This is a genomic window from Postechiella marina, assembly GCF_039538365.1.
GTDB classification, from domain to species: Bacteria; Bacteroidota; Bacteroidia; order Flavobacteriales; family Flavobacteriaceae; genus Postechiella; species Postechiella marina.
This window is the reverse complement of the sequence record NZ_BAABCA010000003.1, coordinates 542,200-560,229: the sequence shown is the minus strand read 5'-3', so window position 1 is coordinate 560,229 and position 18,030 is coordinate 542,200. Positions and strand designations below refer to the sequence as shown.

General features: G+C 32.5%; 21 protein-coding genes. 11 read left to right on the top strand and 10 right to left on the bottom strand.

What is annotated here, in order from left to right; all coding sequences use genetic code 11:
• Nucleotides 1–13 precede the first annotated feature (13 nt).
• On the top strand, nt 14–928 hold the full coding sequence (locus ABD715_RS08825; RefSeq protein WP_344787803.1) for a helix-turn-helix domain-containing protein: 915 nt from the start codon (nt 14–16) through the stop codon (nt 926–928).
• Between the two features lie 18 nt (nt 929–946).
• Here ABD715_RS08825 and ABD715_RS08820 read toward each other — a convergent pair whose 3' ends face one another.
• The 8 genes from ABD715_RS08820 to ABD715_RS08785 form a co-directional block, all read right to left on the bottom strand.
• Complete coding sequence (locus ABD715_RS08820) at nt 947–1,729, bottom strand: enoyl-CoA hydratase/isomerase family protein (RefSeq protein WP_344787802.1); 783 nt, start codon at nt 1,727–1,729, stop codon at nt 947–949.
• A gap of 18 nt (nt 1,730–1,747) precedes the next feature.
• Entirely contained in the window at nt 1,748–2,185 is a 438-nt protein-coding gene (locus ABD715_RS08815) for a protein-disulfide reductase DsbD domain-containing protein (protein WP_344787801.1), read from the bottom strand.
• 2 nt (nt 2,186–2,187) lie between these two features.
• Nucleotides 2,188–2,616, bottom strand: a complete 429-nt coding sequence (locus ABD715_RS08810; RefSeq protein WP_344787800.1) for a hypothetical protein — start codon at nt 2,614–2,616, stop codon at nt 2,188–2,190.
• Nucleotides 2,617–2,631: 15 nt separating this feature from the next.
• Nucleotides 2,632–4,089, bottom strand: a complete 1,458-nt coding sequence (locus ABD715_RS08805) for a sensor histidine kinase (RefSeq protein WP_344787799.1) — start codon at nt 4,087–4,089, stop codon at nt 2,632–2,634.
• A 242-nt stretch (nt 4,090–4,331) separates the two neighbouring features.
• Nucleotides 4,332–4,880, bottom strand: a complete 549-nt coding sequence (locus tag ABD715_RS08800; RefSeq protein ID WP_344787798.1) for a CopD family protein — start codon at nt 4,878–4,880, stop codon at nt 4,332–4,334.
• A 3-nt stretch (nt 4,881–4,883) separates the two neighbouring features.
• The gene (gene hemH, locus ABD715_RS08795; protein WP_344787796.1) at nt 4,884–5,918 is read right to left on the bottom strand and encodes a ferrochelatase; all 1,035 of its coding nucleotides are present in this window, start codon (nt 5,916–5,918) and stop codon (nt 4,884–4,886) included.
• 160 nt (nt 5,919–6,078) lie between these two features.
• Nucleotides 6,079–6,330 carry a hypothetical protein gene (locus tag ABD715_RS08790; RefSeq protein ID WP_344787795.1) on the bottom strand — a complete coding sequence of 84 codons (252 nt, stop codon included), beginning with the start codon at nt 6,328–6,330 and terminating at the stop codon, nt 6,079–6,081.
• Nucleotides 6,331–6,381: 51 nt separating this feature from the next.
• The gene (locus tag ABD715_RS08785) at nt 6,382–7,401 is read right to left on the bottom strand and encodes a S66 peptidase family protein (RefSeq protein WP_344787793.1); all 1,020 of its coding nucleotides are present in this window, start codon (nt 7,399–7,401) and stop codon (nt 6,382–6,384) included.
• A 154-nt stretch (nt 7,402–7,555) separates the two neighbouring features.
• On the opposite strand from ABD715_RS08785, the gene metG reads away from it, so the two are divergent.
• From metG to ABD715_RS08735, 10 genes are all read left to right on the top strand, one after another.
• Nucleotides 7,556–9,655 carry a methionine--tRNA ligase gene (metG, locus tag ABD715_RS08780; protein ID WP_344787792.1) on the top strand — a complete coding sequence of 700 codons (2,100 nt, stop codon included), beginning with the start codon at nt 7,556–7,558 and terminating at the stop codon, nt 9,653–9,655.
• 13 nt (nt 9,656–9,668) lie between these two features.
• Nucleotides 9,669–10,688, top strand: coding sequence for a Gfo/Idh/MocA family protein (locus ABD715_RS08775; protein ID WP_344787791.1), 1,020 nt, complete (start codon nt 9,669–9,671; stop codon nt 10,686–10,688).
• Nucleotides 10,689–10,747: 59 nt separating this feature from the next.
• Entirely contained in the window at nt 10,748–11,581 is an 834-nt protein-coding gene (locus ABD715_RS08770; protein ID WP_344787790.1) for a helix-turn-helix domain-containing protein, read from the top strand.
• 100 nt (nt 11,582–11,681) lie between these two features.
• Nucleotides 11,682–11,858: a hypothetical protein gene (locus tag ABD715_RS08765; RefSeq protein WP_344787789.1), complete on the top strand. Its 177-nt coding sequence runs from the start codon at nt 11,682–11,684 to the stop codon at nt 11,856–11,858.
• 121 nt (nt 11,859–11,979) lie between these two features.
• Complete coding sequence (locus ABD715_RS08760) at nt 11,980–12,528, top strand: carboxymuconolactone decarboxylase family protein (protein WP_344787788.1); 549 nt, start codon at nt 11,980–11,982, stop codon at nt 12,526–12,528.
• 78 nt (nt 12,529–12,606) lie between these two features.
• On the top strand, nt 12,607–12,981 hold the full coding sequence (locus tag ABD715_RS08755; protein ID WP_344787787.1) for a cupredoxin domain-containing protein: 375 nt from the start codon (nt 12,607–12,609) through the stop codon (nt 12,979–12,981).
• A 171-nt stretch (nt 12,982–13,152) separates the two neighbouring features.
• On the top strand, nt 13,153–13,314 hold the full coding sequence (locus ABD715_RS08750; RefSeq protein ID WP_344787786.1) for a hypothetical protein: 162 nt from the start codon (nt 13,153–13,155) through the stop codon (nt 13,312–13,314).
• A 234-nt stretch (nt 13,315–13,548) separates the two neighbouring features.
• A complete protein-coding gene (locus ABD715_RS08745; protein ID WP_344787785.1) occupies nt 13,549–14,022 on the top strand; it encodes a lipocalin in 474 nt (157 codons plus the stop codon).
• Between the two features lie 12 nt (nt 14,023–14,034).
• A complete protein-coding gene (locus ABD715_RS08740) occupies nt 14,035–14,736 on the top strand; it encodes a YiaD family glycine zipper/OmpA-like lipoprotein (RefSeq protein ID WP_344787784.1) in 702 nt (233 codons plus the stop codon).
• A gap of 104 nt (nt 14,737–14,840) precedes the next feature.
• Nucleotides 14,841–16,964 carry a Tex family protein gene (locus ABD715_RS08735; RefSeq protein ID WP_344787901.1) on the top strand — a complete coding sequence of 708 codons (2,124 nt, stop codon included), beginning with the start codon at nt 14,841–14,843 and terminating at the stop codon, nt 16,962–16,964.
• 48 nt (nt 16,965–17,012) lie between these two features.
• On the opposite strand, the gene ABD715_RS08730 is transcribed toward ABD715_RS08735, so the two are convergent.
• Nucleotides 17,013–17,507 carry a hypothetical protein gene (locus ABD715_RS08730; RefSeq protein ID WP_344787783.1) on the bottom strand — a complete coding sequence of 165 codons (495 nt, stop codon included), beginning with the start codon at nt 17,505–17,507 and terminating at the stop codon, nt 17,013–17,015.
• A 91-nt stretch (nt 17,508–17,598) separates the two neighbouring features.
• Entirely contained in the window at nt 17,599–17,898 is a 300-nt protein-coding gene (locus ABD715_RS08725) for a hypothetical protein (RefSeq protein ID WP_344787782.1), read from the bottom strand.
• Nucleotides 17,899–18,030: the final 132 nt, after the last annotated feature.

Here is an 18,030-nt window from a genome sequence, read left to right as displayed (position 1 = left end):
ATGTTTTTTGGTAATGAAAGATATAAAATGCATAAATAGTATAGCAGAACTTCATGATTTTTTTGGAATAGAAAAACCAAAACATCCATTAATTTCTATACTAAGAGTAAATAAAAGTATAGAGCTTGTAGAGTTCGAGAAATTTAAATATGTTCTAGGTTTGTATCAAATTGGATTAAAAGATAATTGTGCTTTTACCATTTCTAATTATGGCAGAAACTCTTACGATTACCAAGAAGGCTCTATGATTTTTATGGCACCTAACCAGGTTATAGAAATTGAAAGACAAAATATTAATAGAGAAGATACGGGTTGGAGTATTGTTTTTCATCCAGATTTAATTAGAAAATCTGAATTAGGGAAAAGAATAGATCAATTTTCTTTTTTTGAATATGCTTCAAACGAAGCTTTGCATTTATCGGAAGAAGAGCGTAAAACCATTACAGAAATTTCTAGAAAAATAGAGAAAGAATTTACTAGTAATATTGATGCGCATAGCCAAACACTTATTATTTCGAATTTAGAACTGTTGTTAAACTACTGTGTGCGGTTTTACGACCGTCAGTTTTTTACCAGAACAAATTTAAATCAAGATATAGCGAACCAGTTCGAAAAGTTGTTAAAAACGTATTACGAGCAAAATAAACAGTTAGAGTTGGGTATACCCTCGGTTCAATATTGTGGCGAGGCTATGGGTATGTCTTCTAAGTATTTAAGCGATTTATTAAAAAAGGAAACTGGGCAAAGTGCGCAAGACCATATTCATAAATATATTATAGAGAAAGCCAAGAGTAAACTGTTAAACTCGAAAGAAAGCGCAAGCGAAATAGCTTACGCTTTAGGTTTCGAGTATCCTCAATATTTTAGTAAAATTTTTAAAAAGAAAACAACACTAAGTCCTAATGCATTTAGGCATAGTTTAAATTAATAAACTTGTTGTTTAATGTTATTCTCCAGGAAAATCTGCTTTACGTTTTTGTAAAAAAGCAGTAGTCCCTTCTTTAAAATCTTTAGTTGCAAAACTGTTTCCAAATTGTTTAATTTCAATTTCAAAACCGTTTACACCATCTTTATAATTTGCGTTAATGGCTTTAATGGCAGCGCCAATAGCAACAGGAGAATTACGTAAAATTTTAGCTGCTATTTTTTGGCACAAAGCTAGTAAATCTTCTTGTTTTTCTACATGGTTTACCAAACCATAACTAAGTGCTGTTGTAGCGTCTATCATACCTGCGGTCATAATAAGCTCCATGGCTCTGCCTTTTCCAACTAGTTGTGGTAAACGCTGCGTGCCACCATAACCGGGTATAACGCCCAGAGATACTTCTGGTAAACCCATTTTAGCATTGTCGCTAGCAACTCTAAAGTGGCATGCCATGGCCAATTCTAATCCGCCACCTAATGCAAAGCCATTTATAGCAGCAATTACAGGTGTAGAAAGATTTTCGACAAAATTAAATAATATGTCTTGACCTTTTGCTGCTAATTTTTCGCCTTCGTTGGTATCAAAATCTGCAAACTCGCTAATATCTGCGCCTGCAACAAATGCTTTTTCGCCACTTCCTGTAACAATAATAACTTTAGTGTTTTTGTCTGTTTCGGCAGTTTTAAAGGCATGGTGTAATTCTTCAATAGTTTCTTTGTTTAAAGCGTTTAGTTTACTAGGCCTATTAATGGTAATGGTTGTTATATTATTGCTTAGTGCGGTAATAATATTATTGTAGCTCATGGTGTATAAATAGTTGGTTTATATATTAAATTCGAAATCGTCGTAACCTTGCATACAGCTAGAGTTGTTACAGGTCATATACTCTATTTCTCCAGAAATTTTGTTTATGTTTTTATTTTTTAGTTTAATTTTCTGTTTAAAAAGAGCTTGGTTGTTAAAATAGGTAACATTCATATTAAAGGCGGGTTCAAATACTTTGTGGCCTTTTCCCTCTTCCATATCTCCTATTAGTTCGTAATTATCGTTTTTATTAAAAATAAAAACTGTTGGTAATGGTCCGCCTTCTTTAGTGTTTAAAGAATATAAATGATATCCAGATTCTATATGTGCTTTTGCAATTAACATATATTCTGAATTTGAAATTTTTTCGACACTAGTTTTCCATTTAACAGGTTCTACAATTTGCGAAAAGCTTATTGTTGATGTTAAAAATAGTAAGATAAATATGTTTTTCATTTTTATTGTTTAAATAGTTCTAACCCGGTAATAGCAAAGAGGTCTGATTGATAAAACTTAATGGCTGTTTTAGTGGTTTTAGCAGATTCGTTTCTTGGAGATTTACTAACGTATCTTGCTTTGGTGTTTGTAAAATCCATTTTGTAGATCTCGTTTATTTCGGTTTCAGGGTTGGTAAAAAAGTTAATTATTTTGCCATTTAATCTCCAAGTACCTTTTCCATAAAAGTTTTCTTCTTCAGGCACTCCTTTTTTATGTTTTCTATAAAAATTATAAATAAAAGAACCGTTTTTATTTAATGTAACGGTCCATTTTAATTCTGTGTCTTTGTTTTTTGGTGTGTTTGTTTTGCTGTAAACACCTGCTTGTGAGTAGCCTATTATACTAAGGTTAAGTAAAGTTATTAGGCTAAATAATTTAATACCTTTCATTGTGTTTTCTATAATTTACTCTTTTGGAAATGTTACTTTAAAAATGGTTCCTTTGTCTTTTTCTGTTGTAAATGTTATGGTGCCTTTGTAGGTTTCTACTATGTTTTTAACCATGGCTAAGCCAAGACCCATACCGCTTGTTTTTGTTGTAAATTTTGGTTCGAAAATTTTACTTATGTTCTCTTCTGATACGCCAGAACCATTATCTGCAACCGTAATTATAATGTTGTTTAAGTTGGTGTTAACACTAACAGTTACTTTGGGTGTTTTGTTTTCTGGTATGGCTTGTATACCATTTTTTACCAAATTTGTAACTACACGAATTAATTGTGTGCGGTCTAGTTTTGCTATTATTTCTTCGTTGTCAGAATTAAAAACTATGTAATCTTCGTTAAAAATATCGAGCGCTAGTTTTACAATTTGTACTACGTTTAGTGTTTCGTTTTTTTGAGCAGGCATTTTTGCGAAATTTGAAAATGCCGAAGCAATAGAGCTCATGGTATCTATTTGCTGGATAATTGTTTTGCTGTATTCGTCTACTTTTAAATGTATGTTTTCGTCTTCTGGATCGAATTTACGCTGAAAGTTTTGAACCGTTAAACGCATAGGTGTTAGCGGGTTTTTAATTTCGTGTGCTACTTGTTTTGCCATTTCTCTCCAGGCTTGTTCGCGCTCGCTTGTTGCTAGTTGCACAGCACTATCTTCTAGCTCGTCTATCATGCTGTTGTAAGAGTTTACTAGAGTAGATATTTCTTCGCTAGTATCGTCTATATCTATACGTTCGTTGCGCTTTTCTAGTCTGGTAGCGTTTATTTTGTCGCTAATGGTTTTTAAAGATTTTGTAATGTATTTAGAGAGTAAAAAGGCAATACCTATAGCCATTAATAAAATGAATAAATAAGCATAACTTAGGCGTTCTAGAAACTCGTTAAGTTCTTTAGATAGAAACTCGTCGTTTTCTAGATATGGTAATTTTAATATGGCTATGGGTTTAAATTTTAGATCGTAAAAATAACTGTAAGACGATTGGAGGGTTTCTCCGTTTATTTCGTTTTTTTCTACAAAATGATGCTCTGCCGTGTTAGAAATTTGGTTTAGTATTTCGGCGTCAATACATTTTTCGTCTATGTTTTCTTTTAAGTTGGCTTTGGATGATATTAGTATAGAGCCTTCTAGATCGTAGAGTTTTATTTCTAATTTATGTATATCGGCTATGCTACTTATATCTTCTTTAAAAATATAGGGTAGGTTGTCTGTTTTTACTTCCCAGGTGTTTCCGCGTCCGTTTAGTACACTTTTAAGGTGTGTTTTTATGTTTTGTTCTTTACGTTCTAGACGTTGTTTATGGTAGTCTATAGTTTCTTCTCGATATTGGTATATAGCAACTACTGCAATAAGTATAGATGCTAATAGTACAAGCATAATCATGGCTATGAAAATTCGAGTACGTAGGGATAATTTTTTTAGCTTCATTTTTGTTATTAATCCATTAAATATAGCAATAATCAAACCAAACATACTAAGCGGGTTTTAAAAAATATATAGCGGGCTTTAGTTTTGTTGTGCTAAATTTTAAATTGAAAAGGGTATTGGTAGCGTGTATGCGTTAGCGATAGAGGCATTTGTTGAAGCTCTTTTTGTGTTGTTGCGCTTATGCAACACAAAAAAGCGACTGCCGAAAGCGCGACCCTTTTCGGGTAACGCCTTAATGTGTGTTATGCTTCTGGGTTTTTTTCGCGTATGCGTTTATATACTTTAAAACCGAGCATAATTAGCACGCCCAAAATAAAAATGCCTACTACGCCCCAAACCCAATTTATGGCGCTTTTTAGAATGACTAAAAAAATGATTGCAAAGAGAATAAATGTGGCGCCTTCGTTCCAGATGCGCATAAAATTGGATGTTTTTTTTACCACATCGTTTTGTAATTGTTTAAAGTATTGATGTGTTTTTAGGTGGTATATTATAAGAAGAACAACAAAGGTTAGTTTTACATGCATCCAGGGTTGTTGTAGCCAACTTGGCAATAAAATAAGTAGCCAAATGGCAAATAGTGTTGCTAAAATGGCTGATGGCCATGTGATGATGTACCACAAGCGTTTTGCCATTAATTTAAGTTGTTTACCTAGTATTTCTTTGTCTGGTGAGGGTTTGTGAAAGGCTTCGATTTGGTAAACGAATAAGCGCGGAATATAAAATAAGCCAGCAAACCAGGTAATTACAAATATGAGGTGCAGCGATTTTATGTATGCGTAATACTCCATGGTTTAAACTGTTTCTGCTGGTGTTTTACTCCAGTTTGTTATCCATTTAGATAATAGGTTTACAAAGGCGCTATCGTCGTTTAGGCAGGGTACTGTTGTAAAATCTTGCCCGCCAACTTCGTGAAATAATTCTTGACCTTCCATAGCTATTTCTTCTAGAGTTTCTAAGCAGTCGCTAACAAAGGCAGGTGTAACTATGGCCATGTTTTTTATGCCTTGTTTACCTAATCGTTCTATGGTTCTGTCTGTGTAAGGTTGCAACCACGGATCGAAACCTAAACGCGATTGAAAGGATGTTGAGTATGTGTTTTCTTTAAGGTTTAGTTTTTGAGCAACCAAACGTGTTACTTCTAAGCATTGGTGTTTGTAGCAAAATTCGTGTGCTTTGCTTGGTGTTACACAGCAACTTTTATCTATTTTACAGTGCGATTTTGTAATATCGCTTTTGCGTATATGGCGCTCTGGTACACCGTGATACGAAAATAATAAGTGGTCGTATTTTTTGTTTTTTAAATGCTTTTGTATTGAGTTTGCTAGCACCTCGATATAATCTGGTTTGTTGTAAAATGCGGGAACAGATTCTATTTTAAGATTAGGAAAATGTTCTTGGCGTAACTCTTCGGCTAAAACAGTAATGGTTTCTGTTGTTGCCATAGCGAATTGTGGGTATAAAGGAAATAATAGCACTTTTTCTACGCCTTTGTTTACTAGGGATTGTAGGCCTTTTTTTATGGTCATGCTACCGTAGCGCATAGCTAGTTCTACAGGTATGTCTACTTGTTGTTGTATTTTATTTTGAAGCCTTTCTGATAGCACAATAAGTGGCGAACCCTCGTCCCACCATATTTTTTTATAGGCTGCTGCCGATTGTTTTGGGCGTGTATTTAAAATAATACCTTTTACTAATGCGGTTCTTGCTACTAACGGAATATCGATAACGCGCTCATCCATTAAAAACTCACCTAAATATTTTTTTACGTCTTTTGGGCTTGGACTATCTGGCGAACCAAGGTTAACAAGTAAAATTCCTTTTTTCATATTGCAAAAATACGATAGAATTTGCAATGATGCTTATTTAGAAATAAACATTTTATAGTAAATTATATAATTTGGGGTTTGTTGTGTGCTAAAAAGGTGCAGTATAAAAAAAGCCAACTTACATATTGTAGTTGGCTTTTATAATTTAAAAGAAATTATTCTATAATTCTTCGTTGCTTGTATAAACTCTTGTAGTGTCTCCTTTGTCAAAAATAAGAACAAGCTTGTTAGCTTTGTTCATTGTTACAGATGCTAATCTCCATCCGTCTGTTTTAGAGGCTTCAATTAAACATTTACGAACATCTGGGTTGCTTAGGTTTAAGTCTGAATTTTTGATTACCTCGTCTGCCTTTACATTAAAAGAAACTAAAAGTGTAATTGCTACTAATACTAATTGTAATTTTTTCATCATTATTATAATTTAGGGTTTGAGAATGAGAGCTCAATATTATAACATAATGTTTTAGTTCTCGAAAATAATGGTTGACTGTTCGTTATTTACCGTTAAAACAACTGTTTCTCCCAAAATTAATGAGCGATTATCCTTTGCATGGCCTGCGGGCATGTTAAATGCAACAGGGAAATTGTAGTCTGATACAACATCTAAAATTAATTGTTCTATAGAAGATCCCCATGGCGTGGTATTCTTTTTTATTTTTGTGAAATCGCCAATAATTAAGCCTTTACAATTGTTAAAATAGCCAGCGCGTTTTAAACTTTGTAACATGCGATCTATATGATATTTGTATTCGCCAATTTCTTCTATAAACAATATTTTTCCAGAAGTGTCAATGCTAGAATTAGAGCCTAGCATGGTATGTAAAATAGTTAGATTGCCACCAGTTATTGGTGCTGTAACTGTGCCTTTTTTATTATATTTTGATGGGTGTAAAGTGTAGCTCAATGGCGTGCCAAAAAGCGCCTTTTTAAATGTAGAAATGGTTTCTTTAATTGTTGTAAATTCGTCTTGTAAGCTAGTGCACATCATGGCATGAATAGATTGATAGCCTAAGTTATGTACTTGATTATGTAGCGCTGTAATGTCTGAGTAACCAATAATCCATTTGGGATTTAATTTAAATTTAGAATAATCTAATTTATCTAAAATTCTAACCGAACCATAACCACCACGAGCACACCAAATGGCCTTTACGCTAGGGTTGTCTAAAGCGTTTTGGAAATCTTCGCAACGTTCGTTATCTGTTCCTGAAAAATGGTGGTCTTGTTTAAAAACATTGTTTCCTACTAGGGCATGTAACCCCCAATTTTTTAAAAGTTTTTTTGCGCGTTCAACTTCGGCAGTTCTGTTTTTTAAAATTCCAGAAGGCGCAACAATAGCAATGGTGTCTCCAGACTTTAAATACGGTGGTTTTTTCAATGTGTTATTTTGTTTTTGTAATACTGTGGTTTGCGAAAAAGCGGTTTGTACTCCGAAAAATAAAACGGTGCAAAGTAAAGTTGAAATTAGTAGGTTTTGTGACATATTGTAAATGTACATTTTTTTTCTAAATCGATGCTTAATTCATTACTTTTGTGGCTTCAAAAACATAACCATTCTGAGTAAAGCGAAGGCATTAAAAAAAGATAGTCTTAGTCGTTTTTATTTCATTAAGGACATTAAATAAAATTTTGCATCGATGAATACACCAAAAAGATATACCATTACTTCGGCACTGCCATACACTAACGGACCCATACATATTGGGCATTTAGCGGGGGTTTATGTGCCAGCCGATATTTATGCGCGTTTTTTGCGTGGCACAGGAAACGATGTGCTTTTTATAGGTGGTAGTGATGAGCATGGTGTGCCCATTACAATAAAAGCGAAAAACGAAGGTGTTACTCCGCAAGATATTGTAGATAAATATCATGCTATAATTAAACAGTCTTTTGAAGAATTCGGGATTACTTTTGATAATTATTCTAGAACATCGGCAAAAATTCATCACGATACTGCATCAGAGTTTTTTAAGACTTTGAATGATAAAGGAGAATTTATTGAAGAAACATCAGAGCAATTGTACGATGCTGAAGCAAACCAGTTTTTAGCAGATCGATTTATTGTAGGAACCTGCCCTAAATGTGGTTTCGAAGAAAGTTATGGCGATCAATGCGAAAACTGTGGAACCAGCCATAATGCCACAGATTTAATTAATCCTAAATCGGCAATTACTGGTAATGTGCCTACTTTAAAAGAAACAAAGCACTGGTTTTTACCATTAAATAAACACGAGGATTTTTTAAAAGAATGGATTTTAGAAGGACATAAAAAAGATTGGAAACCTAACGTGTATGGGCAATGTAAATCTTGGATAGACGATGGTTTACGCCCTCGCGCAGTAACTAGAGATTTAGATTGGGGTATTCCCGTGCCTGCAGAAGGCGGAGAAGGTAAAGTGCTTTACGTATGGTTTGATGCACCTATTGGTTACATTTCTTCTACTAAAGAATGGGCACAACGCGAAGGTAAAGATTGGGAGCCTTATTGGAAAGATAAAGACACTAAGCTAGTACATTTTATAGGTAAAGACAATATTGTTTTTCACTGTATTATATTCCCTGCTATGTTAAAAGCAGAAGGCACATATATTTTGCCAGAAAATGTACCCGCAAACGAGTTTTTAAATTTAGAAGGTAATAAATTATCTACCTCTAAGAATTGGGCAGTTTGGTTGCCAGAATATTTAAAAGATTTTCCTGGTCAGCAAGATGTATTACGTTATGCGTTAACAGCAAATGCTCCAGAAACAAAAGATAACGATTTTACTTGGAAAGATTTTCAAGCTAGAAATAACAACGAGTTAGTGGCCATTTTTGGTAACTTTATTAATCGTGTTGTTGTTTTAACCAACAAATATTACGAAGGTATTGTGCCTTCTGCTGGTAATTTATTGGAGGTTGATAAGGAAACTTTGGCAACAGTAAAAGCGTATCCAAATGTTATAGCGAGCTCTGTAGAGCGTTACCGTTTTAGAGAAGCGGGACAGGAGTTAATGAATTTAGCGCGTTTAGGAAACAAGTATTTAGCAGATGCAGAGCCTTGGAAAGTAATAAAAGAAGATGCAGAGCGTACAAAAACCATTATGTATGTAGCGCTTCAAATAGCTTCTGCTTTAGCAACGTTAAGTGAGCCATTTTTACCATTTACTTCTGTAAAATTAAAAGGTATTCTTAATTTAGTTGATAACGATAAAAAAGAAAACGAAACTGATGCCACACTTATAGACGCTATTAAATGGAACGAGGTTGCTGTTAAAGATGTTTTACTGCCAGCAGGACATAACATAGGTAAAGCCGAGTTGTTATTTTCTAAAATTGAAGATGCTACTATACAAGCACAATTAGATAAATTAGAAGCTAGTAAAAAGGCAAACGAAATAGCTAATGCTAAGGTTGAGCCTCAAAAAGATACTATTAATTTTGACGATTTTACAAAACTAGATATTCGTGTAGGAACCATTCTAGAAGCTGAAAAAATGCCAAAAACCAAAAAGCTTTTAAAGCTTAAGGTTGATACAGGTATCGATACAAGAACCATTGTTTCTGGTATTGCTGAAAGTTTTACCGCAGAAGAAGTGGTTGGAAAACGCGTTACTGTTTTAGTAAACTTAGCGCCTAGAGCATTGCGTGGTGTAGAGAGTCAAGGTATGATTTTAATGACCGAAACTCCAGATGGGAAATTAGTGTTTGTAAACCCAGATAATAGTAGTGTTGGTAACGGATTGCAAATAAGTTAATATATTTTTATAGATGAATGATGTAATAAAAACAGGTGTGTTGTCTTTTGGTATGTCCGGAAGCTTGTTTCATTGCCCGTTTTTAAATATGCATCCTAAGTTTAATTTAAAGGCAATTGTAGAGCGGTCTACCAAAAAAGCACAAGTAGTATATCCAGATATAAAAAGTTATAATACTGTAACAGAGCTTTTAAATGATGATAGTATTGAATTGGTGGTTATTAATACACCTAGTTCTACGCATTTCGATTTTGCATTACAAGCTATTCGGGCTAACAAACATATTATAGTAGAAAAACCTTTTACGGTAACTTCTGCCGAAGCTAAAACACTTTTTAAAGAAGCTAAAACAAGAAATTGTATTATTATGCCTTTTCAAAATAGACGTTACGATAGCGATTTTTTATCTGTTAAAAAGGTTATAGAATCGGGGAAATTAGGGCGTTTAATTGAAGTGCATTTTAGATACGATAGGTATAAATATGCTATTAGTACTAATATAACCAAAGAGTCTCCTGTTGCTGGTAATGGGCTTTTGTATAATTTAGGGCCTCATTTATTAGATGCATCTATAGCATTGTTTGGTAAACCAGAATCGTTTAATATAGTAACCTTGGGTAATCGTCCAGAAACCCAAGTTGATGATTATGCACATGTACACTTAAAGTATAATAGTGGTATGCAAGTATATGTTACCGCTAGTCTTTTAGTTGCTAATGCTTTGCCTGCATTTGTTTTACATGGTACAAAGGGGTCTTATATTAAAAACAGAACAGACGTTCAAGAAACGCAATTACAATCTGGTTTAAAGCCAGATAATGTGTTGTTTGGGGTAGAAAAGCCTAATAGCGAGGGTGTTTTAACAAGTGTTGATGACAAAGGTGTTGTTACAGAAGAGAAAATAGCGTCAGAAAAAGCATCTTATATTAACTTTTTTGAAGCTGTTTATCAAACATTAGTAAATAAAAAACCTTTTCCTATTACAGAGTATCAAATTATTAACCAATTAGAAATTTTAGAGAGTGCTTTTTAAGAGGTTTTCTGTGTGCTAATATTTTGTAATGTTTTTTAAGGTATGTAGACTAAAAAGGCATGCAAAAAAGATTTACAGAGTTTTCAACCAATGCGTTTTTAAAAATAGGAGACGAATCGCTTTTAGAAGATTATAAAACATCTAAACAAGCAGAGCTCTACACTTTTATAAGAACAACATCTGCAAAAGCAGAAATTATTGTAGATAGTATACCATATACTATTAAGCCCAAAAGTGTTTTAGTATTAACAGCTGTACAATATGTGCAGTATGTTTCGGGTAAAAATTTGGTTGTATATCAATTTAATCGTGAGTTTTATTGCATTAAAGATCACGATAAAGAGGTAAGTTGTGCAGGGCTATTATTTTTTGGCAATGTACATGTGCCAATAATAACACTTAATGCTTCAGAAGAAAAAAAACTAGCTATACTTAACGATGTTTTTATGGATGAGTTTGATACTGAAGATACCATACAAGCCGAAATGTTACGTATGCTTATGGCGCGTTATATTATTATTTGCACAAGGCTGTTAAAGGCAAAAGAGGGGTATGTAGAGACGGTAAAAGATTCTAAAATAGAGTTATTACGAGAGTTTAATTTGCTTGTAGAGTCTCATTTTAAAACAGAACATAGTGTGTCGTTTTATGCCAATAAACTATTTAAATCTCCTAAAACACTGTCTAATACATTTGCAAAATTAAATACGAGTCCGTTACAAATAATCCATGGTCGTATTGTGTTAGAAGCAAAACGTCTTTTAACCTATACCGATAAAACAGCAAAAGAAATTGCGTACGAAATAGGTTTTGATGATGCTTCGCATTTAAGTCGATTATTCAAAAAAAACACCCAATTATCGCCTACAGACTTCAAAAAACAGCTTCAATAAGTAGTTTAGGGAAAAATTGACAATACCTCAGGCAATCTAACCATGGTATAGCCTCTTCTTTTAATTCATCTTTGTACCAAGTAATTAAAACAACAAAGTCATGAATTTAAAACACATATCTATTTTCAATTTAATTGAAATATTCAAAGGAAAAAGGGCATCTGCAGTTAATACTATAAGCGAAAAAACACATTGTGATCAAAATCATTTATCAGATTTTTATTGTGATGCCGAAAAACCATATGTAGTATTTAATACAGTAAGAGTAAATCAATAAAGGTAAAATTGACAACACAAAAGGAATAACCTACATGGTATAATTTTTAAAACGGTTGCACTTTTGTGTCAACAATATCAAACAAAAAAGCAAAAATAATAACAGTTTAAAAAGTAAAATTATGAGCACATTTAATGTACCCAAAAGAGAAGAAGTAAACGAAAATAACCAGGCTATTTTCGATAATTTAGAAAAAGCAATAGGATTTGTACCAAATTTATATGCTGCAATGGCATATTCTAAAAACGGATTAGGCGAGTATTTAAAATTTTCGAACACCAAATTATCGTTATCTGCAAAAGAAAAAGAAGCTGTAGATTTAGCAGTAAGTCAAGTAAACGGTTGCTTATATTGCCAGTCTGCACATACTGCAACTAGTAAGTTAAAAGGTTATACAGACGAGCAAATTTTAGAATTAAGACAAGGACGCGCTTCATGGGATGCTAAATTAAATGCTTTAGCAAGCATATCTAAAGAAATTGCAGAAACTAGTGGCAAAGTAAGCGAAAGCGCAAAAGATGCGTTTTATAATGCAGGTTATACAAAAGAAAATTTAGTAGACTTAACATTTGCTTATGCTATAATAACAGTAACAAACACACTGCATAATTTAACAGATGTAGCTATAGATTTTCCGTTAGCACAGCCATTAGAAATAGAAACGGTATAAAGGCTTTAAGGTAAAAACAAGTAAAATTTTAATAATAATAATAGTTTCGCTTACGCGGACAAAAAAACAAAAATAACAATGAAAAAAGTAGTCGCAATTTTAGTATTCGTATTAGCATTTACAATTAACTCTAACGCACAAGATAAAACATCAAAAGTTATTGCTTTAGAGCAAACAAAAGGAGAGTTTACGCAAAAAGCTTTAACTGTAAACGCTGGAGTTTATGTGTTCGAAGTGTCTAATAACCACGCAGCAAAAGAGGTGGGTTTGGTTTTAGTACCAAAAGGAAAAGACGCTAGCAACCCAGAAAACCATATTAAAACAGCATATGTAACAAAGGTTGTAACAGATGGTAAAACAGAAAAAACTAAGGCTACAACTTTAGCAAAAGGAGAATATGTTTATTTCTGCCCGTTAAATCCAACTCCACAATATACACTTACAGTTTTGTAGGGTATTAATTGATTAATTAATAGTAAGGGTATTCTTAACTTTTAAGAATATCCTTTTTTTATGGGTAAGACTCTGTTGTGTAAACTTTAACACACAAGCTTATTTAGATTTAATAAAAATAACTTATTTTTGTCTTAATAAAAATAGCTGTCTAGAAATTTAGATTCTGTTATGGGTAAAAAAGATAAGAAAAAAGCAATTAAAAAATTACAAAAATTAGGAATTGAAATTCCTGATAAAGTAAAAAGTAGTTGCTGTAAAAAATTTAAAAAAGGAGAAAATAAACGCTGTAAAAAGTGTCCTTGTTTCGATTTACTAAAAAAAGTAGCATAGCTTATTTTTCTAACAACCTATTTCTTCTGTTTTAAGGTTGTACTTCTCGTTATTTACTACAATTATATTATTAATTAAAGCCTATAAAGGTTTTATTTAATGTCTTTTTATGCCTTATTATTTGTGTGATTTTTAGTGTTTTATATTAGGTTGGTGTGATGTTTAAGAAATAATTAACAGGTGTTAAAAAACTTGTAACCCTAGTATTTGCGTACATAGTATAAAAGTAAACAAATGAAAAAAATAGCAATTTTATTAATGGTTGCCTCGGTTTTTGTCTCGTGTGCAACATCAAAAACAGTTCGGGTTTCTAAAAAAACAATTAAAGGAAACTGGACTTTAAGTACAATTACTTATAGCGAAAGTGGTACATATAATATTTCGTTATTAGATGATGCTACTCAAGCTTGTTTCGAGGGTAGTAGCTGGCAATTTACTCCCAATAACAACACAGGAATTTACAATATAAATAACGCAGCTTGCAGTACAGGCGACCGCCATTTTATATTTACTATTCAGGAGGTAGATCCAGAAACAGGATTGTACGATTTTTTACTAAAACCAACAAATGCTAAAGGTAAATCTGTAACTAATTCTGGATACAGAATGAGGTTGTCTCAACTCTCAGATACCACTATGCAATGGCAACAAACGGTTAATGTAGAAGGTAAACCATTTGTAATTACAATGAATTATAACAAATTTTAAAAAAAATTAAACATGAAAACTATTATAAAAAAAGCAGGATTATTATTTGCTGTAGTATTAACTATTAGTGCAACAAGTTGTAAAACTGTAGAAAATGCGAACAATAAGCAAAAAGGAGGCGTAATTGGTGCTACTGGTGGAGCCATTTTAGGAGCCATTATAGGTAACAACGTTGGTAAAGGTGGTAATGGCGAATTAGGAGCTGTTATTGGTGGTGTTATTGGCGGTGGCGCTGGTGTGCTTGTTGGTAATAAAATGGATAAACAAGCGCAAAAAATAGAAGAGGAAATTCCTGGAGCAGTTGTAGAGCGTGTAGACGATGGTATTGTTGTAACGTTTGATGAAAATAGTGGTGTATATTTTGATACTGGAAAGTACGATGTTAACCCAGCGTCTCAAAATAGTCTCAATAAATTAGTGGTTGTATTTAAAGAATATCCAGACACAAATATTTTGGTTGTAGGGCATACAGATAGTGTTGGTAATGAGCAAAGTAATATGTTGCTTTCTAAAAACAGAGCCTATGCAGTAACTAATTATTTAACAAATCAAGGTTTAAATAGTAGTCGTTTTACAACCAATTGGTTTGGAGAAACGCAGCCTACAAATGATAATACTACAGCAGAGGGTAGAGCAAAAAATAGACGTGTAAATATAGCTATTTTGCCAAACGATAAAATGATAGAAGAGGCTAAAAACCAAACAGAGCAATAAGCTAGTTATTTGCTTAATAAATAAAGTAAAAGTAAAGGTTATTCTTTTTTTAGGGTAACCTTTTTTGTTTTTAGTAAATTCGCTTTAATTTTTTTTAAAGTATGATGAATCTGGTTTCCTATATAATTTCAAATACGCAGTTTTCGCAGCAATCTGTAAAAAATACTATAGATTTACTTAACCAAGACTGCACTATTCCTTTTATCTCTAGGTATAGAAAAGAGCAAACAGGTAATTTAGATGAGGTTAAAATTGGAGAAATTGTAAAGTTTAAAGAGCAGTTTGAAGCTATAGAAAAACGCAAAAAATCAATTTTTAAAACGTTAGAAGAGCAAGATGTTTTATCTCCAGAATTAAAACAAAAAATAGAGCAAGCCCAAGATTTAATTACACTAGAAGATTTATATCTACCATTTAAAAAAAGTAGAAAAACAAAAGCAGAAAAAGCAAGACAAAATGGTTTAGAGCCTTTGGCAAAAATTATTATGTCTCAAAATGCCAACGATGTGGAGTCTATTGCTTATAAATATACAAAAGGCAATGTGAATTCTGTAGATGACGCTTTAGAAGGAGCTAGACATATTATTGCAGAGTGGATTAACGAGCGTACCGATATTAGAAATAATATACGTAATCAATTAGAGCGTTTTGCAATGATATCGACTAAAGTGATAAAAACAAAAGCTAACGACGAAAAGGCTCAAAAGTTTAGAGATTATTTTGATTGGCAAGAAAGTTTAAGTCGTATTCCTTCTCACCGATTATTAGCAATTTTAAGAGCGGAAAGCGAAGGCTTTATTCGGGTTAAAATTGAAATTGATAACGATAAAGCTTTAGATAGAATAGAAAACCGAATTATACGATCTAATAACGCTTGCGCAGACCAAATAGAGCTAGCGGTAAAAGATGCATATAAGCGCTTATTATTGCCCTCGTTAAGTAATGAAGCTTTACAAATAGCAAAAGATAAAGCAGATGAATCTGCAATTTCTGTATTTGCAAAAAATTTAAAACAATTATTACTAGGTTCTCCCTTAGGAGAAAAACGAGTTTTAGCTATAGATCCAGGATTTAGAACCGGATGTAAATTGGTGTGTTTAGATGCACAAGGACAATTAAAGTATAACGAAACGATTTATCCGCATCCACCAAAAAATGATAGTACAGGAGCAATTAAAAAAATAAGTTCGCTGGCCGATGCTTATAAAATAGAAGCCATTGCAATAGGTAACGGTACTGCATCGCGAGAAACAGAGGCGTTAATTAGAAAAATTCATTTTAAAAACGATGTGCAGGTGTTTGTGGTAAGCGAAGCAGGTGCAAGTATATATTCGGCATCAAAAATTGCCCGTGAAGAGTTTCCAGATTACGATGTTACTGTGCGTGGTTCTGTGTCTATTGGTAGGCGTTTACAAGACCCATTGGCAGAGTTGGTAAAAATTAATGCACAATCTATTGGTGTGGGGCAATACCAACACGATGTAGACCAAAATAAACTTCAAAAACAATTGGATGTCGTGGTAGAAAATTGTGTAAATGCGGTAGGTGTAAACATTAATACAGCAAGTAAAAGTTTATTAAGTTATGTGTCTGGTATTGGACCAAAGCTAGCCGAAAATATTTTTAATTATAGAAACGATATAGGGGTGTTTAAATCAAGAAAAGACATAAAAAATGTACCACGTTTAGGTAGTAAAGCTTTTGAGCAAGGCGCAGCTTTTTTAAGAATTAAAGATGCTAAAAATCCGTTAGACGATTCGGCTGTGCATCCAGAAAGTTACGCTGTAGTTGCAAAAATGGCTAAAGATTTAGGTAAGTCTGTAGAAGATTTAATTGGTAATGCCGAGTTGCTTAAAAAGGTTGATTTAAAATTGTATTGTTCTAACAGTATTGGCTTGCTAACATTAGAAGATATTATTAAAGAGCTTGAAAAACCAGGTTTAGATATTAGAGAGCAAGCCAAAGTGTTTACTTTTAATCAGAATATAAAAACGATTAACGACTTGCAAGAAGGGCAATTATTGCCTGGAATTGTAAATAATATCACCAATTTTGGGTGTTTTGTAGATGTTGGTATTAAAGAAAGCGGATTAATTCATGTCTCAAATTTATCTGATAGTTTTGTTAAAGATGTAAATGCCCATGTAAGCTTGCATCAACAAATTATTGTAAAAGTACTAGAGGTAGATGTTGCACGAAAACGCATTCAGTTAAAATTACATAAATAAAAACATTAACCTAACTTTATGGTGTAGGTTAATGTTTTTATGGCTTATTTATGCCGCTTTTTTGTTAATTAAAGTACGGTTTAAATTGTTAGAAATTAATGTTTTCCAATACTCTATTCTGCGCATTTCGTAGTTTTCCATAAAAGCTTCGTCTGCATCAAAAAAACGAATAATAAGGTCTTTTTTGTCTGGTGCATTGTAAGTTAGTTTTAAATCTAACTGTTTAAGGTGTCTTACTTTATTTTTATCTATTTTATAATTTGCTGCTATATCGCAAGTTTTAAAATGAGATAGTTTAATGTTTGTAAACTGCTTGTTTTCTTCTTTAATGTGAATGTATGTTAATATGTTTTTGTCTTCAGAAATACCAATAAATTTATTATTCCAAATAGTTTTTACGTCATATTTAAAATTGTTTTGTTTGGTTAATTTATAGATTTCTTTTTTTGCGTTACTGTTTATTCCTTTTAAAATAAAAATTAAAAAAGGTACTACAATAGTAGATGTTACTAGAACTACTAGTAAGGTAAATGATATTTTCATTGTTGTAAATTTTAGATTTAATATGTAATAAATCGTCGCTAGCCCTATTTAGAGTAGCGATTCAATAGATTTTGTGAAAAATATATTGAGTTTACGTAAATGAATGAAACGGGAATATAATTTGCTTTGTAGTTAAGCCAACAGTAATAAGTTTACTTGTTTTTTGATACGATAATAAACGTTTTTGTTGGGCTTTGTAGGTTTCGTTTTTTAAATGCGATTTTTTAAAAAATGTAACCTGATTTTCTTTATATGTATTCTCTGTAAAATCTGGATAGGCATTTACAATAATACCTTGACTGTTTAATACAGTTGTTTTTAATACATTTTCAATTGGCAGAGTTTTTTCTGTATACGTATTGTTGCTCTCTGTAAAAAAGAAAGCAGACATGCTTATAAAAAGCGTAAAAAACAAGTAACTAAATCTAGCCAATTAAAATAGTAATAAAAACGAGTTTACAAAGGTATGTGTTTTCTTTGTTAAGAATATTATAAAGTTTTAATAGATTTATTTACTTGTTTT

Excerpts from the sequence above, each read along its gene's own strand:
- ABD715_RS08750 (WP_344787786.1), top strand. The coding sequence starts at position 13,153 with ATGGGTAAAAAAGATAAGAAAAAAGCAATTAAAAAATTACAAAAATTA.
- ABD715_RS08765 (WP_344787789.1), top strand. The coding sequence starts at position 11,682 with ATGAATTTAAAACACATATCTATTTTCAATTTAATTGAAATATTCAAA.
- ABD715_RS08745 (WP_344787785.1), top strand. The coding sequence starts at position 13,549 with ATGAAAAAAATAGCAATTTTATTAATGGTTGCCTCGGTTTTTGTCTCG.
- ABD715_RS08735 (WP_344787901.1), top strand. The coding sequence starts at position 14,841 with ATGAATCTGGTTTCCTATATAATTTCAAATACGCAGTTTTCGCAGCAA.
- metG (WP_344787792.1), top strand. The coding sequence starts at position 7,556 with ATGAATACACCAAAAAGATATACCATTACTTCGGCACTGCCATACACT.
- ABD715_RS08790 (WP_344787795.1), bottom strand. The coding sequence starts at position 6,330 with ATGATGAAAAAATTACAATTAGTATTAGTAGCAATTACACTTTTAGTT.
- ABD715_RS08725 (WP_344787782.1), bottom strand. The coding sequence starts at position 17,898 with ATGTCTGCTTTCTTTTTTACAGAGAGCAACAATACGTATACAGAAAAA.
- ABD715_RS08760 (WP_344787788.1), top strand. The coding sequence starts at position 11,980 with ATGAGCACATTTAATGTACCCAAAAGAGAAGAAGTAAACGAAAATAAC.
- ABD715_RS08730 (WP_344787783.1), bottom strand. The coding sequence starts at position 17,507 with ATGAAAATATCATTTACCTTACTAGTAGTTCTAGTAACATCTACTATT.
- ABD715_RS08740 (WP_344787784.1), top strand. The coding sequence starts at position 14,035 with ATGAAAACTATTATAAAAAAAGCAGGATTATTATTTGCTGTAGTATTA.
- ABD715_RS08755 (WP_344787787.1), top strand. The coding sequence starts at position 12,607 with ATGAAAAAAGTAGTCGCAATTTTAGTATTCGTATTAGCATTTACAATT.
- ABD715_RS08820 (WP_344787802.1), bottom strand. The coding sequence starts at position 1,729 with ATGAGCTACAATAATATTATTACCGCACTAAGCAATAATATAACAACC.
- ABD715_RS08825 (WP_344787803.1), top strand. The coding sequence starts at position 14 with ATGAAAGATATAAAATGCATAAATAGTATAGCAGAACTTCATGATTTT.
- ABD715_RS08800 (WP_344787798.1), bottom strand. The coding sequence starts at position 4,880 with ATGGAGTATTACGCATACATAAAATCGCTGCACCTCATATTTGTAATT.
- ABD715_RS08770 (WP_344787790.1), top strand. The coding sequence starts at position 10,748 with ATGCAAAAAAGATTTACAGAGTTTTCAACCAATGCGTTTTTAAAAATA.
- ABD715_RS08815 (WP_344787801.1), bottom strand. The coding sequence starts at position 2,185 with ATGAAAAACATATTTATCTTACTATTTTTAACATCAACAATAAGCTTT.
- ABD715_RS08775 (WP_344787791.1), top strand. The coding sequence starts at position 9,669 with ATGAATGATGTAATAAAAACAGGTGTGTTGTCTTTTGGTATGTCCGGA.
- ABD715_RS08785 (WP_344787793.1), bottom strand. The coding sequence starts at position 7,401 with ATGTCACAAAACCTACTAATTTCAACTTTACTTTGCACCGTTTTATTT.
- ABD715_RS08805 (WP_344787799.1), bottom strand. The coding sequence starts at position 4,089 with ATGAAGCTAAAAAAATTATCCCTACGTACTCGAATTTTCATAGCCATG.
- ABD715_RS08810 (WP_344787800.1), bottom strand. The coding sequence starts at position 2,616 with ATGAAAGGTATTAAATTATTTAGCCTAATAACTTTACTTAACCTTAGT.
- hemH (WP_344787796.1), bottom strand. The coding sequence starts at position 5,918 with ATGAAAAAAGGAATTTTACTTGTTAACCTTGGTTCGCCAGATAGTCCA.